Annotated in this window: 21 protein-coding genes and 1 pseudogene; 5 read left to right on the top strand and 17 right to left on the bottom strand. The window is 36.7% G+C overall.

Annotation, left to right across the window (positions count from 1 at the left end; translation table 11 throughout):
- Positions 1–67: 67 nt before the first annotated feature.
- The 4 genes from L1611_RS17435 to L1611_RS17420 all read right to left on the bottom strand — a co-directional run bounded on the left by L1611_RS17435 (position 68) and on the right by L1611_RS17420 (position 2,760).
- Positions 68–1,018 (bottom strand): hypothetical protein, encoded by a 951-nt coding sequence (locus tag L1611_RS17435; protein ID WP_236314994.1) that lies wholly within the window; start codon positions 1,016–1,018, stop codon positions 68–70.
- Positions 1,019–1,154: 136 nt separating this feature from the next.
- Positions 1,155–1,403, bottom strand: a complete 249-nt coding sequence (locus L1611_RS17430; protein WP_236314993.1) for a hypothetical protein — start codon at positions 1,401–1,403, stop codon at positions 1,155–1,157.
- A 143-nt stretch (positions 1,404–1,546) separates the two neighbouring features.
- Positions 1,547–2,419 (bottom strand): hypothetical protein, encoded by an 873-nt coding sequence (locus L1611_RS17425; RefSeq protein ID WP_236314992.1) that lies wholly within the window; start codon positions 2,417–2,419, stop codon positions 1,547–1,549.
- Positions 2,420–2,424: 5 nt separating this feature from the next.
- Positions 2,425–2,760, bottom strand: coding sequence for an excisionase family DNA-binding protein (locus L1611_RS17420; RefSeq protein ID WP_236314991.1), 336 nt, complete (start codon positions 2,758–2,760; stop codon positions 2,425–2,427).
- A gap of 183 nt (positions 2,761–2,943) precedes the next feature.
- Between L1611_RS17420 and L1611_RS17415 the strand changes: the two genes are divergently transcribed.
- Both L1611_RS17415 and L1611_RS17410 read left to right on the top strand, forming a co-directional pair.
- Complete coding sequence (locus tag L1611_RS17415; RefSeq protein WP_236314990.1) at positions 2,944–3,480, top strand: helix-turn-helix domain-containing protein; 537 nt, start codon at positions 2,944–2,946, stop codon at positions 3,478–3,480.
- 8 nt (positions 3,481–3,488) lie between these two features.
- Positions 3,489–4,675 (top strand): annotated as a pseudogene (locus L1611_RS17410) (site-specific integrase).
- Positions 4,676–4,873: 198 nt separating this feature from the next.
- On the opposite strand, the gene L1611_RS17405 reads toward L1611_RS17410, so the two are convergent.
- The 5 genes from L1611_RS17405 to groES all read right to left on the bottom strand — a co-directional run bounded on the left by L1611_RS17405 (position 4,874) and on the right by groES (position 15,077).
- On the bottom strand, positions 4,874–5,944 hold the full coding sequence (locus L1611_RS17405; protein WP_236314989.1) for a hypothetical protein: 1,071 nt from the start codon (positions 5,942–5,944) through the stop codon (positions 4,874–4,876).
- Between the two features lie 106 nt (positions 5,945–6,050).
- Positions 6,051–9,899 (bottom strand): SIR2 family NAD-dependent protein deacylase, encoded by a 3,849-nt coding sequence (locus L1611_RS17400; RefSeq protein WP_236314988.1) that lies wholly within the window; start codon positions 9,897–9,899, stop codon positions 6,051–6,053.
- 316 nt (positions 9,900–10,215) lie between these two features.
- Positions 10,216–12,789 carry a helicase C-terminal domain-containing protein gene (locus tag L1611_RS17395; RefSeq protein WP_236314987.1) on the bottom strand — a complete coding sequence of 858 codons (2,574 nt, stop codon included), beginning with the start codon at positions 12,787–12,789 and terminating at the stop codon, positions 10,216–10,218.
- Between the two features lie 296 nt (positions 12,790–13,085).
- On the bottom strand, positions 13,086–14,729 hold the full coding sequence (gene groL / locus L1611_RS17390; protein ID WP_225067697.1) for a chaperonin GroEL: 1,644 nt from the start codon (positions 14,727–14,729) through the stop codon (positions 13,086–13,088).
- A 63-nt stretch (positions 14,730–14,792) separates the two neighbouring features.
- Positions 14,793–15,077, bottom strand: coding sequence for a co-chaperone GroES (gene groES / locus L1611_RS17385; RefSeq protein WP_236314986.1), 285 nt, complete (start codon positions 15,075–15,077; stop codon positions 14,793–14,795).
- Positions 15,078–15,304: 227 nt separating this feature from the next.
- Here groES and L1611_RS17380 point away from each other — a divergent pair, with 227 nt between their 5' ends.
- A complete protein-coding gene (locus tag L1611_RS17380) occupies positions 15,305–16,018 on the top strand; it encodes a CPBP family intramembrane glutamic endopeptidase (RefSeq protein ID WP_236314985.1) in 714 nt (237 codons plus the stop codon).
- Positions 16,015–16,218 carry a DUF4305 domain-containing protein gene (locus L1611_RS17375; RefSeq protein ID WP_236314984.1) on the top strand — a complete coding sequence of 68 codons (204 nt, stop codon included), beginning with the start codon at positions 16,015–16,017 and terminating at the stop codon, positions 16,216–16,218. Before L1611_RS17380 ends, L1611_RS17375 begins: the two co-directional genes overlap by 4 nt.
- Positions 16,219–16,246: 28 nt before the next feature.
- Here the strand turns inward: L1611_RS17375 and L1611_RS17370 are convergent, their stop codons facing one another.
- The 6 genes from L1611_RS17370 to moaC form a co-directional block, all read right to left on the bottom strand.
- The gene (locus L1611_RS17370) at positions 16,247–17,800 is read right to left on the bottom strand and encodes an anti-sigma factor (protein ID WP_236314983.1); all 1,554 of its coding nucleotides are present in this window, start codon (positions 17,798–17,800) and stop codon (positions 16,247–16,249) included.
- The gene (locus tag L1611_RS17365; RefSeq protein ID WP_236314982.1) at positions 17,797–18,297 is read right to left on the bottom strand and encodes an RNA polymerase sigma factor; all 501 of its coding nucleotides are present in this window, start codon (positions 18,295–18,297) and stop codon (positions 17,797–17,799) included. Before L1611_RS17365 ends, L1611_RS17370 begins: the two co-directional genes overlap by 4 nt.
- A 400-nt stretch (positions 18,298–18,697) precedes the next feature.
- The gene (gene tatC / locus L1611_RS17360) at positions 18,698–19,450 is read right to left on the bottom strand and encodes a twin-arginine translocase subunit TatC (protein ID WP_236314981.1); all 753 of its coding nucleotides are present in this window, start codon (positions 19,448–19,450) and stop codon (positions 18,698–18,700) included.
- Between the two features lie 18 nt (positions 19,451–19,468).
- Positions 19,469–19,660 (bottom strand): twin-arginine translocase TatA/TatE family subunit, encoded by a 192-nt coding sequence (locus tag L1611_RS17355; protein ID WP_236314980.1) that lies wholly within the window; start codon positions 19,658–19,660, stop codon positions 19,469–19,471.
- A 35-nt stretch (positions 19,661–19,695) separates the two neighbouring features.
- A complete protein-coding gene (locus L1611_RS17350) occupies positions 19,696–20,334 on the bottom strand; it encodes a redox-sensing transcriptional repressor Rex (protein WP_236314979.1) in 639 nt (212 codons plus the stop codon).
- A gap of 56 nt (positions 20,335–20,390) precedes the next feature.
- Complete coding sequence (moaC, locus tag L1611_RS17345; RefSeq protein ID WP_236314978.1) at positions 20,391–20,870, bottom strand: cyclic pyranopterin monophosphate synthase MoaC; 480 nt, start codon at positions 20,868–20,870, stop codon at positions 20,391–20,393.
- Positions 20,871–21,079: 209 nt separating this feature from the next.
- Between moaC and L1611_RS17340 the strand changes: the two genes are divergently transcribed.
- A complete protein-coding gene (locus tag L1611_RS17340) occupies positions 21,080–23,011 on the top strand; it encodes an ABC transporter ATP-binding protein (RefSeq protein ID WP_236314977.1) in 1,932 nt (643 codons plus the stop codon).
- A gap of 912 nt (positions 23,012–23,923) precedes the next feature.
- On the opposite strand, the gene tsaD is transcribed toward L1611_RS17340, so the two are convergent.
- Together tsaD and rimI are read right to left on the bottom strand one after the other, a co-directional pair.
- A complete protein-coding gene (tsaD, locus tag L1611_RS17335) occupies positions 23,924–24,946 on the bottom strand; it encodes a tRNA (adenosine(37)-N6)-threonylcarbamoyltransferase complex transferase subunit TsaD (RefSeq protein ID WP_236314976.1) in 1,023 nt (340 codons plus the stop codon).
- Positions 24,946–25,395, bottom strand: a complete 450-nt coding sequence (gene rimI / locus L1611_RS17330) for a ribosomal protein S18-alanine N-acetyltransferase (RefSeq protein ID WP_236314975.1) — start codon at positions 25,393–25,395, stop codon at positions 24,946–24,948. The genes tsaD and rimI overlap by 1 nt, the downstream gene beginning before the upstream one ends.
- Positions 25,396–25,399 lie beyond the last annotated feature (4 nt).

Below are 25,399 nucleotides of genomic sequence, written 5' to 3'. Positions count from 1 at the left end.
CGGCTAAATTCAGGGCTTTCACTTTCCTAAAGAGGTAGGCATGTAAATTAATACATTCATTTTTGTTTTACAATTCTTTAAATAATTCAATAAGTTCTTGATCAGATAGTTTGTTTGTAGTTTTTGGATCTTTTAGTACCCTAATAATTGAGGTTCTAAAATTATCGATTAAATCTGGATTTTCCATTGTTACTCTTCTGGCATATTGCTTTTCATTTAGTCCAGCTTGTTTAATTTCTTCTTCCCTGATATCTTTTTTAAAAACCTCAATTTTTAGCGTTCCATCTTTCTTCTTAGTTTTTTTAACTAAATTTGTATCGTCTTTAATATGTTGCTCTTGTCGCCTAACTAGAACATGAGTTGAGCAATATTGACCAACTGTATACCTAAAAGATTTTACAGCTATTTTTTTAGGGACTAATAAAATATTTTTATCATCAACGATAAGAGGACGACCTTTACACGTTCCCCAAACTTTAGTATTGTTATTCCAAAAATAACCCAGATCTTTTGATTCTTTCCCTAATTCAATACCAAGTAACTCACATTGCTTCTCTGTATAATCTACTAAATGCTGTCTGATGATATTAGTTACTAAATCAGATAGTCTATCCTTACCAAAATCACTAACAAACACATGGATATCTTCTAATCTTCTAATCAATCCTGCTTCTACCATTTCAGTAGATGTTATATTGTCAAACAACTTTTCTAGCATTTCAGCAGAAGCTCCTGTACCTTCCGGATTATTCCGTGACATACCAAAACAAGTTTCATTTGGTTCTTTTGAAAAACCAAAAAGCTCTTTAGCTTTTTTCTTGTCTCCTTTTTGATACAGATCAAGTATATGGTCGAAAAAGCCAGAAATAGTTGAAGAAGCTTGTTTAGACCAATCATCATCTCCAATATGAATCCAACAAGGATCTATAAATAATTCATTATCTCGAGATGTATTAACATCAACAAAATCTAAATCCTCCTGTTTTAAACCTAGGTTAAAATATTCACTAATTTGCATGCAGCTTCTCCCCTTATCTTATACTTTTCAACCTTTACATATTTACTTTACCATAAATCCATTATTTTGTAATTTATACTTATAATTCCTTTTTTGAATAGCAGAACTTTTCATTTTAATTTTTATAAAAATCTCTTTACTTATTTATCAACGAATAAATAAAACGTTGTCTTCTTTCTCTACGTTCAGGAGTGGTAATCCACGGGTTTTTTTCTTCGAAGTCCACAATATCAGTCTCTAAAAAAATGGCAGTTCTTCCATTTGAAACAAAAATGATTGGTTCTGGAAAATCTCTATATTTAATTCTTTCATGTATACTTTGCCTCGGCATATTCCACCTGTTCGTTAGATCAGCGATCGATAGTATTTTTGGAAAATTATTCATTTCTTTTTCTCCGTTTCCCCGAAGGTTATTCAGCTCCGCTGAACGTTTTTTTCGTTTACGAAAAAACCCACTGCACTGACTGACATCTGTCAGTGCGTAAATGGGCACTTTGTCAATTTACGACTTTGTGATTAATTAAAAAATTAAAGCATTTTTTCTTCCCCTACAAAACTTTCAATTTCTTTTGAAAGTTCTTCAAATAAGTTAAATAAACTCTTAAAAAAATAATTTTCATTATTTTCTACTCGAAACTCTCTTTTTGTCTTTCTAAAACATTTTAATAAGGTTTGACTTAATTCTCGATCAAGATACTCTATTTGTAAAAGTTCATTTCTTTTATCTTCAACTCTTTTTTTTGCCCTGAAAATAATACCAATTAATTTAGACATTTCCTCATAACCACAGAATAGATCTAAGATATTGTATGTTAATGGTGGTACACTACCTTTTAAACTCTTCTTCAAATGTATATCTATTTCTATGTCTTTATTACATTGTTCCAAATAAGGAAATGGTGTATTTATATTATCTACTACCGTATCTATATATGTTTCTTCTTTATCTAGATTGTTGTCATTCTTTACATTATTGTTTGTGGTTAAGGTTAGGTTTCCACCTGGTTTATCACTGGTTAATCGTTGGTTACTAAGCTGGGGAATTATAAGACTATCTGATTGGTATATATCATATTTCTCTATTGTTATGAGTGTATATTTGTTGGTTGATTGTTTGGTTAAAAAATTTAGTTTCTCAAGTTTGGATAAAGTTGTTCTTACGACTTGCTCCGTGATAGCTTTATCTTTTTTAAACCAATCATTTACAATAATACTTCTTGATGTTACCAGCTGCCCACGTAAAACTAGGACACGTTCCCCTATATACTTGTCAAACCAAAAATTATCTTTGTGATTAGCATTTAGAATAAGATATATTGCAATTAATTTTTGTTTTGAATCTAACCTTAAGAATGTCGAACTTTCAAATATTTTTCTATGGAGCTTTACCCAACCTTGCAATTCTTTCAACTCCCCTCTTGAATCTTAAAGATTTCCATATTGTTTTGTAATTTATTAAAGAATTTCAAATCATTATTTCTAATATTCATATTTGCTGTTATTTCATCTAGAAAAGCATCGACTTCATTCTTTTTAAATAAATATTTGCACCCTACTTTGTAATATTTTAATCCGTTCTTTATTAATCGATCTTCAATAATCGGTTTACTAATATTAAGATACTTAGATAGTTCGCTATAAGTTAAAAAGTATTTTTGTCTTGCAAGTTCCTCTACATGCTTATTAATGGCTTCTTCTAAAATGTTATTGACAGTTTTTTCATCAATCCGTACATCGTCCATACCATCACCTCATTGTTAAATTCCATTTGTAATTCAAGGTTTACATTGTAGGTAAAAAATAAGTTAAAACCTGTTTGTAATCCATGGTTTACAAGTGTTTGAAGTAACAATACTAGAAATTTGTAAACCTGTCAACCATGGTGTACAATTTATTATATAATTTAGGTAGAGGTGTGTGAAAACGTGAATGAACTAGGTGATTTTTTAAAGCATTTAAGAGGTAATTTATCCTTGAGAGAAGTTCAAGAAGGTACTGGTATAAGCCATACCTATCTAAGTACTTTGGAGAAGGGAGTTGATCCACGTACGAAAAAACCAAGAAAGCCCACTCCTGAAGTTCTATTGAAACTTGCTCGGTTTTACAAAGTAGAATATGGTACTTTAATGTTTTTAGCCGGTTACGTAAACTCAAAAATGAATTTTACGGATGGGAACTTTTCCATAGAAACAGATGATGTTGTTGAGAACATGAAGGTAAACGGTTTATCTTTTGAAGAAAGAAAAGCAGAAGTTACTAAACTTGCATTGAAATCCGAAGAACTTGACGAACAACTAGGGGAAATCAGAAATATAAAAAGTAAGACTACAAGCAAAAGTTTAGAAAAAAATGATTTGTTCTCTCTTCTTAATCTTGATACCGATTTATACTATAAAAACAAACTTTTAACCACTGACGAAAAAGAAAAAATTAAAGTAATACTTAAAACCTTTTTTGAGTAGGTGATTCTATGGCAAGGATCTATAAGAAAAAAAATAAAAAAGGCATTAGCTGGGGTTATCGTGTTTATGTAGGAACAGATCCCATAACGGGTAAAGACATTAGAAAAAGTAAAGAAGGTTTTTTAACACAAAAAGATGCAAAATTAGCTGCTGCTCTTTTTGAAAGACAGATTCACAACAATGAATATATCCAACCTTCAAGAATGAACTTTGAAGCTTTATGTAAGGACTGGGAAAGATATTACAGTCAAGATGCAAAGGAAAGTAGTTTAAGAGCTAGAAGGATTGCACTTAAACATATCATTAGAGAATTTGGACATATTGCAATACAAAAGATAACCAGAAAAGCATACCAAGATATAATAGATCAGCTTTCAATAATTTCAGCTCTAATTACTTATCAAGTATTCATACCTCTACCAATATGGTATTTGAGTATGCATATTCACTAAAATTAATAAAAGAAGTGCCTACAAAAGAAATTAAATTACCTAAGAAAAAAATAAATGTAGCTGACCTGGAAAAAGGTAGTTCTTTATCTGAGAAGTTTCTCGAAAAAGAAGAATTGGAAGAATTTCTTACTGTTACAAAAAATGAAGGCTTAGAAGCCGATCTATTAGCATTTACTATGCTAGCATATACTGGCTTACGCATCGGTGAAATGATTGCTTTAAAATGGTCTGACATTGATTTAAACAACCATACATTACGTGTAATTAAAACTTATTACAATCCAACTAATAACAAATCGAAATACACATTACTTACACCTAAAACAAAAGGATCTATACGTACAATAACTCTTGATCCGTTATTAATCAGATTGCTCTTAAAACACAAGGAATTACAAGAAAGAGCTATTAAAGAAAAACTTTATTATATAGATAATGATTTTATTTTTGCTACAGACGAAGGCTATCCTAAAACGATAAAACTCCTCTCCATTAGAATGAAGAGAATTTTAAAGTTAACCACAATTAAGAAACAAATTACACCCCATTCATTTAGGCATACACATACTTCTCTATTAATTGAAGCGAATGTCCATATTAAAGAAATTCAAGAACGATTAGGACATAGTGACATTAAAACAACTATGGATATATATGCTCACATGACAAAAAACGTAAAAAAAGAGTCTTCCGATAAGTTCAGTAACTTAATGAAAGACCTCTCGTTAAATCTTAATAGTTAACTTTAAGCAGAAGTTCATAAGTTTAATTAAAAAGACTTCCCTTGAATGCTTTAACAGGCGAATAGGGAAGTCTATCTTCTATAAGTCTAATCCCTCAAGGATCGACCATACAATTATTAAAATGTAACTACCACCATTTGTCAAATCAAAGAACAAATTTTGTGACACGTTAAAAGATAAATATGCCCTTAACCAGCGTTAAAAAGTACTACTTCCATTTTGAATAGAGTATAAAACTTTCTTATCATAAATTAACTGCCATATTATTTTGGAAACAATTTCATCTAATCTACAACAAATTGATAAATAAATCCAATTCTCTCTACTATATTCATAATAGTCAAACCAAAAATGTTTCATATATTTTGTAGCGTAATCTTCCAATAGCTTTTTCACTGCCATAAAATCTCCATGTGCTATTTTATTTCTAATTTTTCTAATTAAAACTACAAATCCCTTTTTCTCATCATCCGATTTAAAATCATTATCAATGATAAAATATGGAAGCTTTTCTTCTAATTCTATATACAACTTTTTTTGGGGATTAATTATTAACATTTCTATAAGAGAAAAGACTTTAAATAAATGGAATGCATTATAATTGTTATCGTCATATAAGGCATTAATTAGGTAGTCTAATTTTTGAAAATCCCCATAGTTATCTAGATAACTGTCTATTAACTTACCAAACTCAATTAAATCATCTATTATATTTCGAGAGTCTGAGAAGGAACTATAGGCTTTCTGTTTTATTGATGCAGTAATGAAATTTAACATTCTCGTTTCTTCATATCTTGCTCGTTCAGAAGAATATATAGAAAAGGGTACATTCCACTTATTATTTTTGCTATTAAAGCTATATTTAGTTATAAAAGAATAAAAATGAATAAATTTTTCTTCAAACTCTTTTTCACATGTGGGATTATCTATGTACCTATTTTTATTTTTTAGATATGAGTTATCATAATCTCCTACTTGAATGCATATTAATTTACTAGCAATTTCTTCTAGATTTTTTTCTTCAGAATCTTTGAGTTCAAGTAGACCTTTAAAATTTTCATGTGACACAACATCACTTAAGTTATAATTTTTAAATCGATTGTCATATTTATTAAACTTCTTAATATCAAATTCTCTATTATGTATTTCTTCTTTCATATTTTCTACTATTTCTACTAGCCATTCTTTAGATAAATTAGATATCGTAATACCCAGCTTATGAGAAATAATAATCTCCTCAATTTCACCAAAAATATTAAGTATAACCATATCCTTCTCCTTTTACGTATCATTCATGTACCTTTATATTCTTCTATAAAAAAGATAAAAGAGTCGCAATTCTACAAGAAATGCGACTTATTATTAAATTGAAATACTATTCCTGATTTTCCAAAGAGTCTTTCCATAATTGTCTTACCTCTGGTAAAGGATCATTTTTTGAAATTTCCTTCCACTGATTTATTATTTCTGGAATCTCTTGTTTTTGATTTTTAAATAATTGGTAAAGACTTTTTGCTAGTTCTGAAGATAAAGCTCGATAATCAGGAATGTACTCAACTAGAATTGGTAGTTGGCCAATTCTGTTTTCACTATCTTTAAGTTTTGAGAGATCTGTTTCATCCAAAAGAAACTTGAGTGCGTTACATAACCAAACCCTATGACGATCACTTAATATATTAGGAAATTTATTAATCGTTAAAATAAGGATCTCTATAGCCATACCTAAACAAGGTTGTCTTCGGCTATAAATCTTATAAACTAGATCATCTAGCAATTCCTTTGGTATCGACGGAATACTTTCATACCTTCCATAAACCAACCAATAGACAATTCCGTTAATAGAGGCACGAACTGTGGATTCATCTAGCGAGTTTAGCCCTATACTTAACTTCTCTTGAACATTTTCGGATGGATATATGTCAATGTATAAAGTAGTCGGTAAAGTAGCATTGATGCAAAACCCTGATTCTTCAAAATCGTTTAGAATTTTCAAAATTTTACCTTTAGTGTCTTCATCATCTTTTTTTAATTTAGGTAAAATAATTCGAGGAAACATATTCATTACATTTTGCACATGTTGTTTTGGATCATCACCCAAAAGATTGGTACCCCATCTTAAAAGATCATCCTTTTCTCTCGCCCACCATTTAATTATTTTCTCAAGTAAATTAGAAACTTCTTCTAAATTCCAATTAATATATTCATCCTCTTTTTCTGCGCAAACAAACAAAGGCGTACTGTTTAACCAATTTGTTGTAAAATGCCTAAATTCAACTCCTCCTGAATAAGAAATTCCCGATTTTCCATCTTCAGTCTCTCTGTTGAATATTGACGGCATCTCTCTCTTTGTTAAATACTCATGTAATTTCTCTTTTGCATCTCCCTTGTTTAACTCTGGCAAATGTAGAAATGAAAATTTATAGTAATGGGTATCTTTTGGTAGACCAATATCATCAGTCCTTGACCAAAGCGTTGTGGCAAACTCTTGTTTTTCAGTACTATTCAAACAATTTATATCATAAATTGCTTTTAACCTCATAATTGCTATTCCTCTAGCCTTTTTAGATCCCTCTTCAGATATTTTTAGTAATCTTCTAATATCTTCTGACCAGGCTGCTTTATCATAATCAGGACTTAGTTTAAACTCATCAGACCATTTAATGTAATGGAAAGGATCAATTAAGTCTCTAATAAACTCACCAGAATCTTCACCCGGTATAGGGAATTTAAGTAACTTAGGCATCACTTCTACTTTTTCATAATCTGACATTGCAAACAAAAGCCTTCTAAATAATTTTTCAGTATGTCGAAGTAAATTATGGTCATTATAAAAATTTGAGTCTAAAACTATTTTTATTCCAAAATTGAACAATTGATAAAGTTGATCTGATGAAAAACGAAAGCAAATTCTTGACATGATCTGAATTAAATTACCTAAGTGCCTCCTTAAAAAACTATCTTTATTACCTTCTTTACTAAAAACTTGTTCCATTGATGGTAAAAACAATTTAAAAAAGTGATTTACTTCATCATCAGATAAAGTCGCTACACGTATTCGATCAAAAAATCCAGCAATCTCCTTTTCCTTTTCAGTTCTAATCATTGAACTTAAAGCCCAAAGAGGAGAGTAAGGTTCAATCCATTTTGCAGAATTAACCACTTCCTTAGTATACATTCCTACGATTCCAATTTTTATTGGCATACCTGCATTTTCCATCATTTTTAATAAAGAAAATGCTAAATGAATTGTATCAATATTTTTCTCCCCTAAAGAGGTTTGATGGGTTATAGTTCCTGGATCAAATCCTTTAATGGTTCTGTTTGTAGGTAAATTATCTGGTACAGAAGATTTAAGTATAGAACTCATAATTTCAGTCTCTTGCCAAGGGTTACAACGATATTTACTTAGTACAGCCCAACGATCAGTAAATTGTCGAGTTGCTTCTCTCTCCCAACGGCTTTCTTTTAAAGCTTTTAAAAGAACCATTGCCCATCCTTCTTGGGATAAAAGTGAAAAATCAATTTGGTTTGCTTTGATTCTCATTCTTATTTTTGACAAAGAAGTTTCTGCAATTTTTTCAGCTTCTTTACGCTCACCTAATTCTGTAAGAATTGATGCACGTTTAATTTCCCAAAATGGTAATTCATCAGTTAAAGGCCACTCATCTAATGTTTTTAAAATATTTTTTTGATCAAAATTATATAAATAAAAAAGACTTTTTTCATAATGCCACTTTGCTACCCATTCTCTATTATAGTGAAGAATAAGCTTTAGTTTTTCTATCCATAAAAAAAAGCGATCTTGATCTTGGTCTTCTCTTGATACTCTAGCAAGTGAAAATATTAATTCAACCCAACATTCTTGTATAGTATATAAATCAATATTTTTGTTTTCATAGAAATTTAATTGATTTTGTTGTTCACTATCATTTTCTTTATGAAAGGGATTAATTGAATTAATTACAGCTGCAATTTTATCCACCCAGTGGTTAAATAGTGGTCTTAAGGAAATTTCAATCCTCCAATTCATTTCAAAAATTATTAATAGCCTTTCCTCCAAAGAAAGTTTTTCAAGATTATTTAAAATTGGATTAATCCAATTTTCTGTATATCTCCATATTTTGTCCCTTGATTCTTTAGGAGTAATAACCCATCCTGGAAATTCTTGACGTTTAATTTTCCAAATTTCATAAATGTGAAGAAGATCTTCTTTTTCTAAATCTTTCTTTTTAGGCATCGAATCTCCCAAATCAGATAAAGGCGCAGGACCTTTGGGAATAGGGGGCAAACCTTCGCTTGGTGTATCATAAACAACTTCTCTTGAACTCGGCCAGTTCATTATATCAGGTGACTTTCCGTGTTTTAGATTGAGCAAAGTCCATTCTAATGCTTTCTGATATCTTAAAGCACCAGGATATTCAACATGAGGAAATATTGGTGTTAAATCTATTGGAATAATTCCCCTTGCCTCTAGGGTTCTCCTTTGGGTGGAGTTTACAAATCCAATAAAATATATAGAAGGCGTATCTGAACCGAGGTTATCACGTACCCAACCAATCCAGTTGAGAAAATTTGGATCATCACCAGAAAAGCCAATTAGGCATAGTGTATTTTCCATGACTGATTGTTGAACAGTATTTACAAAAGCCGCATATTTTCTAGGATAAGTTCTATAATCTTCTTCACTAATAATAAAAGGTCTATGAGAAGGAAAACTTCCATGGAGTTTAACTATTCTGGGTTTAGTTTGGCTAGGTATATCTGAAGTTGTAAGCACCACATCATATTTTTTATCATGTATAAATGGTAACGTTCTTTCTAGCAATGTATCATAATTAGTTGTAAATACATCCGACCAGGGAAGTGATAAAAAAAGTTTATGTAGTCTTCCAGGCACATAATTTTCATCTGGCAATGCTTTCACAAGTAGTTCTTCAAGTGCTTTCCTACCAAAAACTAACTCATATTCATCAGCTAGTTTTAATGCATCACTTGTAGCATAACTCCCTGAATCGTTTTGATTTGGATATAAATCTTTTTTCATTTTATCTACAAGTTGACCCCACAAAAGAAATGATTCCGCTTTTTGTGAAATTTTCTCTGCATTCAAACTAAAACCTGATCCAACCATTACTGAAACGCTTCCATATTCTCTTCCAGACCATAATCGTTTTCTAATTTGCTCAAAATGATGTTGGTCAGGGAGTATTCTGTTTTCAGCCATTTTAAACAATCCCCTGTCTAAAAAATTTTTAAATCTTAAAAATTATCGATTCAATAACTTTAATTTTCAGTCTAAATTTTACCATATCTTTCTAAAGTTTTTTTATTTTTTAATTTTCTAGAAGAGTCAATTATCGTAGAAGTACTGACAGTTTTATATAAACACATCTAATGTTATTCTCCCAAGGTATAAATGATTTGAAAGATGACATAAAAAAAGGATTCAAAAAAGTTCAAAACTTTTTCGAAACCCTTTTAATTAAGGATTCATCTATTATCGGTTACTTTGACTAGTTATTTACAATGGTCTTATTATTTTACTCACTTTTATTAACATTTTTTTTTAAATGACTACTTTTTCTAATTGGTCTTTCCGGTAATAAATTTAAAATATCCATATGAGTAAGCTCTGCTTCTTTAAGATTTTTTTCAAGCTCACTGTATATAGTTGCCGGGGTTGATTCTTTCCAAGTATCTCGGATCAACTGACGTATACGTTCAGAAATCGAATGAATTTCCTCAGGCAACCATACATTCATTTCCTTTGAAGGACTTGCTGCATGTGCTGCTTCTACATCTGGGCCAGCTATCATTAATTTCCAATTCACATGGATATCAGGATATTCTTCTTTAATCCATTCCAAATGATTGTGAGTTTGACCAACTTCCTTTTTGGAATAAGGGGCTACCCCACCTTTATCGCTTTTACTTTCAATCATAATACCTACCTCTGAGGATAACCAAAAATTATCTGGACCGCGCCCTATACCTGACTCTTGATCAGGTCTAGTACTTTGAAAACCTAGATACCGTCCAAGCCATTTTATTGACTCTTCATATACATTTGAAGAAACAATTTTTGCTTGGGATAAGGCTGAGAGTCTATCATCCATTTGAGAAAACGAGCCATAGTTAATTTCTCCACGTTCACTAAGCACTTTCAATATACGGGCTGACTGTGATTCATTATCTGGAATAAGTGGAGAAACGACAACCCTTTCTCTTTCCTCTGGGATAACACCAAGTACACGAAAGCTTTTTGCTGCTCTTTTTAAATATATATTCGCCGTTACTTCATCACCAGCTTTTAGGTAGCAATAGCCGATCCAATGTGAATGCCAAGCAGCAAGCCCCTTATCATCTTTAAACAATAAATCTAAGTGTTGTTCAAGTTTCCTAGCAGCTTTTACATAATCCCGATTCCATAAATGCTTAATGAAGTGTGTTTCCGCAATTGGAAGCTGTACGTTCTCTTCCTTTTCAGTTTCAGACTCCGAAGAATCTTGTTCTGATGTAACGGATGCATTTTTGACTTCTTCCTGGTGTAATTCAGACCATCCAGGATTTCTTTCTAATACTGATTTCTCTAATTCCTCTAGTTCTTCGATAGAAGTTAAGGCTTCTGACATTCGTTCACCTAATTCAAGCTGGGCACAGATATAACGGGGTAAACGATCCCTATTTGGTTTTCTTGTAATCCAATCAGCTAAATCGTTACCAAAAAGATACACAATTCCATAATCATCATTACCCCTTGATATTCTACCCAACGATTGTACTACCCGTGAAGCAATTGTTCCTTGTAATAACTTTACTTCCCCTAATGAATTCCACATTAATTTCTCAAGATAACCAGTGCCAGATGGAAGCCCGTCAATTACTAGTGTTCTACATGTATCATTTGGAAAATCCATTCCCTCAAAGCGCGCTGGAGCAACTAATAATCCTGAATTTGCAGATTTAAATTCATTTACCCTTTGTGCAAAATCTTCACTTGAAAATGTCAATTCATGCTGACGCCAACGACGAGCCCTTCTTTCACTACTAGATATAACAAGAACTTTATTTGTCTTGCTATAATCAATTACATGTTCAAACAATTTCTCCAATAGTTCCTTATTTACGTATGGAGTTACTATTAACCTTTCAGATTCTCCCGCCCGTGTTTTAGGTGCGATTCTTTCACCAGGTAAAAAACCAAAGGATCTAATAGAGTCAATATTATCTTGTACAGTTGCAGAAAGAAAAATTTTTTTGGTGTTTTCTCCCATGAACTTCAACAGGTGTACTGGAGGCAAAAATGGGGTAATCTCAATTGAATAAGAAGTGAGGAAAACGGAACATAAATCAAGATGATCCCGTAAGTACTCCCAGGCATACTTTGTAGAACTTCCGGTTGGAACACCCTCTTCTACCATAACCTGTGTTATTTTTTTGTATGCTTCTTCCCAAACAAACATAGGAATGAAAAGAACTGTGGGATCATTCTTATGGTTCACTACTTGGTCAAACAGTTGAGATGAATGAATATCCTCGAAGTACTTCTTTACTGTGTTTATTAACGTAGAATATGTTTCCGGAAAATCATCTTCAGACAAATGAAGAGTATAGTGGTCGCGAATAATATGGGAAGCAACATGTGAATCATCAAAAATTAAGCCGGAAATCTCATCTTTAGCAAAACGACTAAATCCGTTAAACAATGCTTGATAAGTTGTAATACAAAGAACCTTTCCCATATTAAATTCTCTTTCATTCTCAAACTTCCGATTATAGTAAGTTGCTACCTTCAGACCCAAAGATTTTGCCGCATCCGCAGTTTGTTTAATTAATTGTATTGAACCACAAAGATAAAAAACTCTACCCTGCGTTTCATTTACAAGAGCTTGTCCTTGTAATAAACCAATGACTGTTTTTCCCCCACCAGTATTTAATCCAACAACAAGATTGGGTTTATCCCGTAATTCTTGCCATTTTTCCAAAGCTAAATACTGGCCTCGCCACAAGTCGTTTAGACCTCCGCTTCTTGTTAAACCATCATATATTTTTATTGGATGTGTTTCATGAAGCGCTTCCTCTTTCTTCTTAAATTTATTAAAATCTATTGGCATTCCAATTCCCCTTTTACTTAAACTTGTTTATCTTTAAATTTTATCATAAATATAGTAAATATAGTCTTTTATTGGTAAAAAGCTCTTTCAAACTTCGGATTTTTGGAATAGATATAGAAAAATAAAGAAATTTCTTGGGAAAATCACAAATAAAAAAGAGGCATTCAGAAAGTTTTAGTAACTTAATGAATTGCCTCTTCTATAAAACTCATTTTAAATTATCGGTCACTTTTTCGGACACTTTAAACTTAGCGAAGGCTTAAAAACCCTTTATTTAAAAGGATTATAAGTCTTTATTACATCATGCCGCCCATTCCACCCATTCCGCCCATGCCGCCCATGTCAGGCATTCCACCGCCGCCGTTGTTTTCCTCCGGCTTATCAGCGATGACTGCTTCTGTTGTAAGAAGCATTGCAGATACAGATGCAGCGTTTTGTAGCGCAGAACGTGTAACTTTTGTAGGGTCTACGATACCAGCGTCGATCATATTTACCCACTCGCCAGTCAATGCGTTGAAACCTATTCCCAGGTCTTCACCTTTCAGACGCTCAACAACAACAGATCCTTCTAGACCAGCGTTGTGTGCGATTTGACGGATCGGTTCTTCAAGCGCACGTAGAACGATCTTCACACCCGTTTTTTCGTCTCCAGCTGTTTCGATCGCTTGAACAGCCTTCAATACGTTTACTAGTGCAGTTCCCCCACCAGAAACGATTCCTTCTTCAACAGCTGCACGAGTTGAGTTCAATGCGTCCTCGATACGAAGCTTACGTTCTTTCAATTCCGTTTCAGTTGCAGCACCTACTTTGATGACTGCTACGCCACCTGCAAGCTTAGCAAGACGCTCTTGTAATTTTTCCTTATCAAATTCAGAAGTTGTTTCTTCCATTTGAGCACGGATCGTGTTCACGCGGCTGGCGATTTTTGCACTATCTCCAGCACCTTCGACGATCGTTGTGTTCTCTTTCGTGACAACAACTTTAGAAGCTGTACCGAGTTGGCCGATGTTCGCAGATTTAAGGTCAAGGCCTAGATCTTCAGTGATCACTTCTGCTCCAGTCAAAATTCCGATGTCTTCAAGCATTGCTTTACGACGGTCACCGAATCCAGGTGCTTTGACAGCTACTGCGTTGAATGTACCGCGAAGTTTGTTCACAACAAGCGTTGCAAGAGCTTCACCCTCAACATCTTCAGCAATGATCAAGATCGGCTTGCCTTGTTGGACAACTTGCTCAAGTACAGGAAGAACTTCCTGGATGTTTGCGATCTTCTTGTCTGTTACAAGGATATAAGGGTTTTCAAGGACTGCTTCCATCTTGTCAGAGTCAGAAACCATGTATGGAGAAGCATATCCACGGTCGAATTGCATACCTTCAACCACTTCAAGTTCAGTTGCGAAACCTTTTGATTCTTCGATTGTGATGACGCCGTCGTTTCCGACACGCTCCATCGCTTCAGCAATCAATTGGCCGACTTCATCGTCACCAGAAGAAATGGCTGCTACTTGAGCGATTGAGTCGCGGCCTTCAATCGGCTTAGAGATTTTCTTAAGTTCTTCAACTGCAGCTGCAGTCGCTTTTTCGATTCCTTTACGGATGACCATCGGGTTTGCACCAGATGTTACGTTTTTCAATCCTTCACGGATCATAGCTTGTGCGAGGACTGTCGCTGTAGTCGTACCGTCTCCAGCTACGTCGTTTGTCTTGCTTGCAACTTCTGATACCAATTTTGCACCCATGTTTTCGAATGCATCTTCAAGTTCGATTTCTTTTGCGATTGTCACTCCGTCATTTGTGATAAGTGGAGAACCGAATTTCTTCTCAAGAACTACGTTGCGTCCTTTTGGTCCAAGAGTCACTTTCACTGCATCTGCAAGTGCATCTACACCACGAAGCATGGAGCGACGAGCGTTTTCACTAAATTTAATATCTTTAGCCATTTGAAAAAAACCTCCTTGATTTGTTGTATGTAGGGAATCCTCCCTATTCGATCACGTTACCGCTTATCCAACAATAGCCAGTACGTCAGATTCACGTAAAATTAAGTATTCTTTACCTTGATATTTCACTTCAGTACCAGCGTATTTAGAGTAGATAATAGAGTCTCCCTCAGTCACTTCAAGAGCAACTTTTTCTCCATTATCCGTTATACGGCCTGTACCTACCGCAACGACTTTACCTTCTTGCGGCTTTTCCTTTGCTGAGTCTGGAAGTACAATCCCGCTCGCAGTTGTTTCTTCGCTTTCAAGAAGCTCGACAATAATACGATCACCTAACGGCTTTAACAAGTGAAACACCCTCCTTAAGGATAATAGTTTTAAATTATTAGCACTCTTAACGAGTGAGTGCTAATTCCATTTTTAATATTAATCAATCTTCATTTTTTTTGCAAGTAGGAAGATAAAATTTTCTAAATTGATTTTTCCTGAATTCATCAGAAAGGAATTTCGCAGGATTGTATGTTAAAATGGAGCATTGAGTTAACGAGAAATCTCGAATGAAAGAGGAGAAAAGTTTGAATAAGCGATATGCGTGGATTCTAATCACTTATATAGTAATGTTGCTCTCTGGAATTGTCGGTGGTCCGATTTTACTTTCATTTGATGTTCCGAGGGACCAAATACCAGGTTTATGGAATGTGATCAGTTTTACAATCGGCCTCATCATCATTTTCATCTTATTGATCCCAGAGTTTAAAAAACCGTTATACCGGGACGAAAGAGTGAATCTCCCACAGACGATCGGTTGGGCAATCCTCGGTGTCCCGATGGTATTTATCGCTCAGATCATTGCTGCTTCAATCGAAATGAAGGTTTTTGGAGTGGAGCCGGGCTCGAAAAATACCGAAATGATCATCGATTTGACGCTATCAGTGCCTTTATTGATACTCGTCGTATCTGTTATCGGACCGATCCTTGAAGAAATCGTGTTTCGGAAAGTCATTTTTGGCACAATCTATAAACGTACTAATTTCATCATAGCTGCTTCGATCAGCTCACTTATATTCGCTGTCGTCCATAGGGACTTCAGTCATCTACTCGTCTATGCAGCACTCGGGTTCACTTTCAGCTTCTTATATGTGAAAACGAAACGCCTGATCGTTCCGATCGTTGCCCATGTAGCTGTCAATACATCGGTGATGCTTATACAAGTGGTCTTCCGGGATGAAATACAAGAGCTTGAAAGACAACTACAGAGCACTCAACTTATCATTGGAGGCTTACTATGAAATTTTCACCAACCTTTTGGATCTTCGCCTATTTCATTTTAGGTGTGATCTTTACTTATTTAGCGATTTTCTATTCAAGGGAATATGGCGTGTGGTCGTTCTGGCCGCTCATCAATATGGCCCTCGCAGCATATGATTTCCTTAATGCCTATCGGATGATCGAATTAAGGAAAAAATTAAAGAACATGAAGAAAAAATAAGGATTGACCGCTTTTGGTCAATCCTTATTCAATATCTGGTTTCGTACTTCTCTTCTTCAAACCCTGTTGATGCATTGATGAACCTTCTTTCCGGACTCCTTCCTGAAGAGCCGGAAATCTCCATGTCACTTTCATTTTCCAAATCATATGCATGTACAAGCTCATAATCACCTGTCATCCGACTCGGAATCACAAACGTTTCCGTAAACTTATATCGTCTCTTTATGCTATATTGGGCATCTTCCAGATCGACCTTTTTGTGAAGTCTCTCTAACCCTACATCAGGTGATAGTTTCTTTTTAAAATTCTTTGCAAAAAAAGCGTCATGTATATAGGTCTGATTCACAAATAAACGGTGGATGTTCCCAGTACGTGCATCTATTTCAATGACAAAGAGATCCTGCCCTTCCACTAATAGCCGATAACCTCCATTCGTAAGGCTGTACGTATAGGAATACAACTTTGCGCCGTCCTCATTCGAAGAGCTGAAGTAATTGATTCCTTTATAATCAATCTCAAACTCTGCTTGTTCCCCATACATATTCCTAAGAACATTCGTTACACTCTCCAAAGATTCTTTTTCACCGGTCAAGCTCCCTTTCAATTGAGGCGGGTTCATGCTACTGATCCTGAGTATATGTCCTGTAAAGGCATCGATTTCTCCATCAAATTCATTTTCAACATAAAATTCCACCAACCCTGGTTCATAAGGTGAGTGGTTTCCTCTGTCGAATTCCACCTCTGAAGGATCAACATGTAGATATTCGGATATCCGTTCCTTTAATTGATCATAATTCAACCGGTCAACATCTTTCGGTAGCTGATGGAATCGATTGTAATAAAAAGCTAACTCATTAATGTTTACAATTGCATCCTCTAAGCCTTCAATATCGACTGTTTCAAGATAAGAGCTGTAGCCATGGTGAAATTTGTTGTACTCATCTTGTGCTTCATTCATGTATTGATAACTGTATTCCTTCAATTTACTGTAAACCTTTGTGTCCACTTCATCCCATTGTCCGTTCTGTTCCCGCTTATGCAAGATTTCCAATGTATCGAAAAGGACCTGATAGTGGAGGTTCAAATAATGATCCGTTCCCCTATACTTTTGCTGTTCCCACCAATTGAACGAATTCGAATAATCATCCGTTTGTCTTCTGTCGATGTACATTTTCTCATGAAATTTCAAACTTTCGAGACCTTCATACCGGGTGGCTTCAACAGCATCAACAATCAAACTTGCCTCCCTGTATAACGTATCGCTCCAACTGAAGATCTGCTGCCTGGAGTTTTCATACTTATTGATCAGCATCATGGCGATGATGATTCCTAAGATTACTGAAAAGATCTTTAACCTTCGAAATTTAATTTTCATTTTGACCCGATCATCAAGGGTTCCTGGTACTTCTTCAAAATCGGGAAGTAAAGATGCTTTTGTAAACCCTTCCCCTTGCTGATAGATCCGGGCACATTCAGAGCAATTTTGAAGGTGCTTTTCGACCATTTCTTTTACTGGAGGACTCAATTCATTTTCCATATATAGTGGATAGATATCCTGAATAAGCTGGCAATCATCCTTCATTTATGTACACCCCCAAACTCATTGTTATAACGTTCTTTAAATTTTTTTCTAGCTCGATGTATTCCGATTCTCACAGATCCTACTTTTTCATCTAAAATCTCAGCAATTTCTAGATAACTCATCCCATGCTGATCTCTTAAGAGTATGAATGTCCTTTCTTTTTCAGTTAGGGATAGGAGAATAGTTAGGATTGAATCTCTTTCAATCATGGACTCCACACCTTCGTCAGTACTCTTCCAATTTTCATGTACTTGGTTGATCGTCTCGTATTTGGTTGAGCTTTTTCCTTGATAAGATAAGTATGTATTCCTGGCAATAGTGAACAACCACGTCTTCAAGGAACTTTCTCCTCGAAAATGTTTAAGGTTTTTGTATGCCTTTATAAATGTATCGTGAGTAAGTTCCTCGGCTATATGAGTATTGTAAGTACTTCTATACAGATATGTATAAATCGGTTTCTTGTATGTTTCATAAATCTCTGTAAAAGGCTCTGACATCTTCTCTCTATCCCCCTCCCTATATACATGTAGACTTCATCATGCTCAATAAGTTACATGAATTTTCTGTTCAAAAAAAAGAACCGTTTTTTTACTTTTTCTATATATCGACAAAAATTAAAGTGTATTGCATACAAAACGAAAAATCGAGTAGGAGGGTCACCCTGGCTTTGGCTAACAGCTACAACGGCCTTCACCGTCTGGACTTGAACCCTAGAGCTTGCTCCATGCCGGTAAAGAAAAGCGTAAACGCCCCGATCACCACGAAAGGTCACTGGAAGCCCAACGAGGAGGCAGTGCTGCCGCAGGAGGGCTGAAGTGATCCAAGTGGTTGGGCATTGGAGCTAGACACAACTTCATTAAAAAAAGCGATCGCACGCAATGTGGATCGCTCATATAGTCATGCACTGTCTTCCTTTTCTGCTTTCGCTGCTGTCCTCATCGCTTTTCGATGGGCGAATCCGGAAATTACAATGCTGATTTCATATAATACAATCAACGGCACCGTCACCATTAGATGCGAAATGAGCTCTGGAGGTGTGATCAGACCTGCTATGACCAGCAAAACGAAATAGGCGTATTTCCTGATTTTCCGGAGTACCGCTGGTGTCACCAATCCTAATCGTGTCAAGAACATGATCACAACAGGGAATTGGAAGAGGATCCCGAACGGTAGTGTCAGCCGGAATAAGAAATGGAAGTACTCATTGATTCCATATACTTCATTTACACCTAATAAATTCGAAAGTCCGTTCATGAAATCGATGACGAACGGAAACAGGATGAAATACGAGAAGGATAGCCCCGCTATGAACAAAATGAATGTAAGCGGAATGTACATCAATGTCGTCTGCCGCTCTTTTTCATACAAACCAGGACTGATAAACGCCCATAACTGATAAAGTGCAATGGGAGAAGTGATCAATAACGCAATCAGAAAGGCGAAATCCAAGAAAACCCTCAAAGGGTCTGTCAGATTGAACACATTCAGTTCCAATCCAGCAGCCTCAGGGGTTTGCTGCAAGTATTGAATGAGGGGCATCGCAAGAAAGAACCCTGCAATGAATGCTCCTATGAAAACGAGTATGACGATAAAAACCCTTTTACGCAATTCTTCAATATGGTTTTGAAGTGTCATTTGTGTTTCCGTCATACAAAACTACCTTCCTGTCTATTGCTCGTCTGTTTTAGCCTGTTTGTTCTTTTTCTTTTTATCATCGTCATCGTCTACAAGACCGCTCGTTGCGTTCTTGAACTCTTTCAACGTTTTCCCTGCCGCTCTTCCAAGCTCAGGCAGCTTTTTAGGGCCGAAAATCAATAATGCTACAACTCCGATTATTATCCAACTTCCTGGACCAAGCATATTGGTCACCTCCTCTAAATCTTCGGATGTTCAAATCAGTCCAACGGGTAATGCTTCAAAAAGTAAATCAACGATTGCAGTTCGACTGCAAGATCTATATGATGAATCCGAACATGTTCTGGTACAGTCAATCGTGCTGGTGTGAAGTTCAAGATCCCTTTGATGCCTAATTCGACTAATTGGTCGGCTACAGCCTGTGCGTTGTTGGCTGGTACTGTCAAAATCGCAACGGACACATCCTCATCTGTGAAATTTTTCAGTTCATTCAAATGATGGATCGGAACGCCGCTGATGTCTGTCCCTACTTTCTTCTTATCGACATCAAAAGCGAGCTCGATGCGCGTGTTGTCATTTTTCAAAAAGTTATAATGTAATAGGGCTGTTCCTAAGTTCCCCACACCGATCAACATGACCTTCGTCACTTCATCTTGATCGAGCGTTTTCCTGAAAAATGTAAGCAGGTAATTAACATTATAGCCATAACCCTTTTTACCTAGTGCTCCAAAATAAGAAAAATCCCTTCTTATTGTCGCAGAATCGACTTTTACAGCTTCACTGAGCTCTGAAGAGGAGACACGAAGCTTTCCTGATGAAGAAAGATTTTTCAAAAACCGATAGTACAAAGGTAAACGTTTAGCTGTAGCTTGCGGAATTTTTTGATCTTCAACGCTCATCGGACCCCTCCATTCGTTATGAGAACACCAACTGAATCTATTGTTTGATCTATGGTTTATCCTTTGTGATAATCGCCGCTTTTACCACCTGTCTTTTCAAGCAGGAAGGTCGGGCCGATCACCATACCTTTATCGATCGCTTTACACATATCGTACACCGTAAGGGCCACTGCGGATGCAGCTGTCAAAGCCTCCATCTCAACACCCGTATTCCCTTTCGTTTTCACCATCACGTCGATGAGTAATTCATAGTTCTCCTCGATACTCCAGTCGAACGATATATCCACAGCTTTCAAGGGCAATGGATGACACATCGGAACGATATCAGGCGTCTTTTTGGCTGCCATGATGCCTGCCACCTGGGCAACAGACAATACATCACCTTTTTTGATGTTACCGCCTTGGATAGCTTTGTAGATTTCTTCAGTCACTTGGACGCTGCTTCGGACTCTTGCTGTCCGTACTGTAGCTTCTTTGTCTGAAATATCCACCATCCTTGCACGGCCCTGCTCATTGAAATGCGTGAAATCACCCACAGAATCACCACCCTAACAGAGACTATACACCCTTTTTTATAAAAAAGTAAGGCATCAAATAAGGTAAAATATCACAAATCCTTGAATATTGTTTGGTTGCCTGGACTTTCCTTGATAAGCTACACTATTAATATAAGTTCAAAGGTTGACGAATAAGAAGTTCTAGGCACGATGGCTTCGCCGTTACCTTGTTAACGAGGTGAAACAACATGATTGTCATGCAAGTCCAGGACATAACGAAATATTTTGGTGCTGACCTTATTTTATCGAATATTAAACTTGAAGTACAATCCCGGGACCGAATCGCCCTTGTCGGTAGGAACGGCGCTGGTAAATCTACATTGTTGAAAATCATCAGCGGACAGCTTTCCCATGACTCCGGTTCGATCATGAAACCGAAAGAAACTGAGATCGGTTATCTTGCTCAAGATGCTGGATTGGAATCGGATCACTCCATCTGGGAAGAGATGATAGGAGTTTTCAGTCATCTGCAAACAATGGAGGCCAAAATCCGTACACTTGAGGATAAAATGGGTAAAGAGCATGTTCTGAATGATAAAGGATTATATACGAAAATATTAGCAGAATACGACACCCTTCAACATGAGTTTCAGCTGAAAGGCGGATTCCAATACGAGAACGATATCCGTTCTATTTTACATGGATTCCGTTTTTTTGAAGAAGATTATGATAAACCGATCTCTTCTTTAAGCGGCGGCCAAAAAACTCGGCTTGCCCTCGTCAAACTGCTTCTCACCCGACCTGACCTTTTGATTTTGGACGAGCCTACCAACCATCTCGATATCGAAACGTTGAGCTGGCTCGAGGGGTACCTGCAGTCCTATCCCGGTGCGCTGCTGATTGTTTCCCATGACCGCTACTTCCTGGATAAAGTGGTCACACAGGTTTATGAGATATCGCGCCAAAAAAGCAAGAAGTATATTGGTAATTACAGCAAATATCTTGAACTGAAAGCCGAGCAATATGAACAGGAAATGAAGGAATACGAGAGACAGCAGTCAGAAATTGCTAAGCTCCAAGACTTCGTCCAGCGGAACATTGCCCGTGCTTCCACAACCAAACGCGCACAGAGCAAACGGAAACAGCTGAGTAAAATGGACAAGTTAGAGAGACCGGAAGGCGGAGAGAAATCAGCCCAATTCGGGTTTACGATTGAACGCCCTACCGGAAATGACGTATTGCAGCTTAATGATGTTGCGATTGGCTACAACCAAGAAATTCTCGTCAGAAATATCAAACTACAAATCCAAAAAGAAGAAAGTATTGCGCTCGTTGGTCCGAACGGAATTGGAAAATCGACACTGATCAAAACAATCATGAGACCTGAACGTAAGCTGGATGGAACGATCCAATTCGGCTCAAATGTACAAATCGGGTATTATGATCAAGAACAAGCAAACTTAAACAGTAATAAGTCCGTTCTTAATGAGCTTTGGGATGAGTACCCTGCCCATACGGAAAAGGATATCCGCACTGTGCTTGGAAATTTCCTTTTCAGCGGAGATGATGTTTTGAAAGGTGTCAATGAATTAAGCGGGGGCCAGAAAGCAAGACTTGCGCTTGCCAAGTTGATGCTTCAGAAAGCGAATGTCCTCATCCTAGATGAGCCTACCAACCATTTGGATCTAGATAGTAAAGAAGTATTGGAGAATGCCTTGATCGAATACCCAGGTACGATCCTGTTCATTTCACACGACCGTTATTTCATTAATCGTATTGCAACGAGGGTCATAGAGTTATCCCCAGGTGGTCTTGAAAACTATCTTGGAGATTATGATTATTATATGGAGAAAAAAGCCGAACAGGCCGAATTTGCACGTATCGAGGCTGAAGAGCAGAATCGAGATCAACAAATGGCTACTGGTACGGAACAAAAAGAAAAGTTCCAGATCGATAAACAGGCAAAAAAAGAAGAGCGGAAACGTCTCCGTAGAGTCGAAGAAATCGAAGTGAAAATTGAAACGTTGGAGAAAACGATTGAAGACTATGAAAATGAACTGGGCAAACCTGAGGTCTTTCAGGATTATGAAAAATCCCAAGAGTATAACCAAAAGCTTAAGAGCGTAAATCAAGAATTGGAACACCTTATGGAAGAATGGGAAAGTTTACAACTGAAATGATATGAAAGGATGAATGGCTTATAATAGGTCATCATTCTTTTTTTTGGCTGTTTTCTAAAAGATTGTTGCGAATTGAAAGTTGACCTTTGTAGCTGAACAGGGTGCTTGTACCTGTCATTCGTCAATAATAATCAACATATACACATAATCCACAGAGTTATACACAGCTTTGATAGCAATTCTTCCGTTTTTTTGTCGATTTTTCCACATTATCCACACAAACCCCTTGTTTTACCCACAAAATTTTATTCACATCCACAACTGCTTATTTTTCTATGTTCTGATGTTGTTATCCACAGTGTTCACAACTTGTGGATAAAAGTTCTCCACACCATAGTTCGACGCAGTTCGACCTTTATCACAATCTTTATAGAATCGGAAAAAACGATGATACTCGTCTTTTACTGTTCCGTTAAGTCCACTAAAAATGAATTCTGACAACAGGTTATGTCGAATTATGCGGTTGGTTTTTCTTGAAACAAATACCTTATCCACACAAGTTGATCCTAAAATCAAATTTAACGGTGAGAGTCGGACACTTCCTGTTTTATCTTCAAAGATCAAAATTTGTCTTGAAACCGTCAAAATAGCTTTACAAACAGCAGGAGACTACCGTTTTGGACATTCATCCAGTCCCATCAAAAGTCATAAATCGGGGGGAAAGCGACTATAGTCCGCTTTCCTTTTTCGACACTGTCCAAGGTCGGGATGCAAAGCTTTTCACAATATAGATTCACGCCGATTTCGAAATAATGGCGCTAAACAAGACTTTCTTACTACGTTCCACGCTAAAGAAAATTTGGCGAAGGCTGAGCCCAAGTTGCCCTTATACTGAAGAAAGTTGTTATACTTTCTTTAAGTGCAAAAAAGACCCGGTCTGCCTGTCGGGTCTACATCCACTTCTCTATTCCCTTAAAAAGCTTCTAATTCCAATCCTGGGTTTCCATTGAGTTTCATATCGGCTCGTTTCCCTTTTTGGTATTCGATCGAGCCTGCTGCCGCGATCATCGCTGCATTATCAGTACAGAGCCATAAAGGCGGAATCGATAACTGGATCCCTGTATTAGCAAAACGATCGGTCAACCTTCCACGCAAACCTTTATTGGCTGCTACTCCCCCTGCCACAACAACCTGCTTCACACCATACTCACGAGCAGCACGGTACGTTTTTTCAACGAGGACTTCAATGACACTTTCCTGGAAACTTGCTGCGAGATCATTTGGATTGATCTCTATCCCCCGCTGTTTTGCATTGTGAAGAGTGTTGATCACCGCTGATTTCAGTCCACTGAAACTGAAATCGAATGAATCCGCTTCAAGCCAGGCGCGTGGAAGATCGATCTCTGGGGAACCCTCCGCGGCCATTTTGTCGATGTGAGGGCCTCCTGGATAAGGAAGCTTCAGTGTCCGAGCAACTTTATCGTATGCTTCTCCAGCAGCATCATCCCGCGTCTCCCCTATGATTTCATATGAACCATGTTCCTTCATCAGGATCAATTCGGTGTGGCCCCCTGATACGACGAGAGCAAGCAAAGGAAACTCTTCCATCGGTTCCTGCAAGCGATTGGCATAAATGTGTCCAGCAATATGATGGACGGAGACCAGCGGGATGCTGTGGGCTAAAGCGAGCGCTTTTGCCGAATTGACTCCGATCAAAAGGGCTCCTACCAATCCAGGGCCTTCTGTTACAGCAATCGCTGATAAATCGTCAAACTCCACATCCGCTTCCTTCATTGCTTCTTCAATGACAATTGTGATCTGCTCGACATGATGACGGGAGGCAATTTCGGGGACGACACCGCCGAATCGCTTATGGCTTTCTATTTGAGAAGCTACGACATTCGAGAGCAGCTCCGTACCGTTCTTCACGATTGCTGCCGCTGTTTCGTCACAGCTTGTTTCTATTCCTAATATGATTTCGTCTTTTTCCTGCATTATAAATTCACCCACATTACTAAAGCATCTTCTCCGTTGTCTGTATAATAATTCTTTCGGATCCCACCGTTTTCGAATCCGTATTTGCGGTAGAGGCGTTGTGCGACTTGATTGCTTAACCGTACCTCTAACGTCATGGTCTTTGCCCCCATTGTCCGGGCTTGTTCCATTGCTTTCCTCATCAAGGCATCCCCATATTTCTTCCCTCTGAATTCAGGGATGATCGCGATGTTGGTGATATGTGCTTCATCAATAATGATCCAAATGCCGCAGTAGCCGACCGGCTTTTCATCCACCTCAAGGATCAGGTAGGTGGCAAATTGATTGTTCACGACTTCATTGTAAAAGGCATCTTTACTCCATGGATGCGGGAAAGAGGCTCTTTCTATTTTCATTACATCTTCCAGATCATTTAATGTCATGATACGAAAAGTCAGATTTTTAACCATATCA

Origin of the sequence: Pseudalkalibacillus salsuginis, from assembly GCF_021646685.1 — a bacterium.
Lineage (GTDB): Bacteria > Bacillota > Bacilli > Bacillales > Fictibacillaceae > Pseudalkalibacillus > Pseudalkalibacillus salsuginis.
This window is presented reverse-complemented; position numbering and strand designations above follow the sequence as displayed.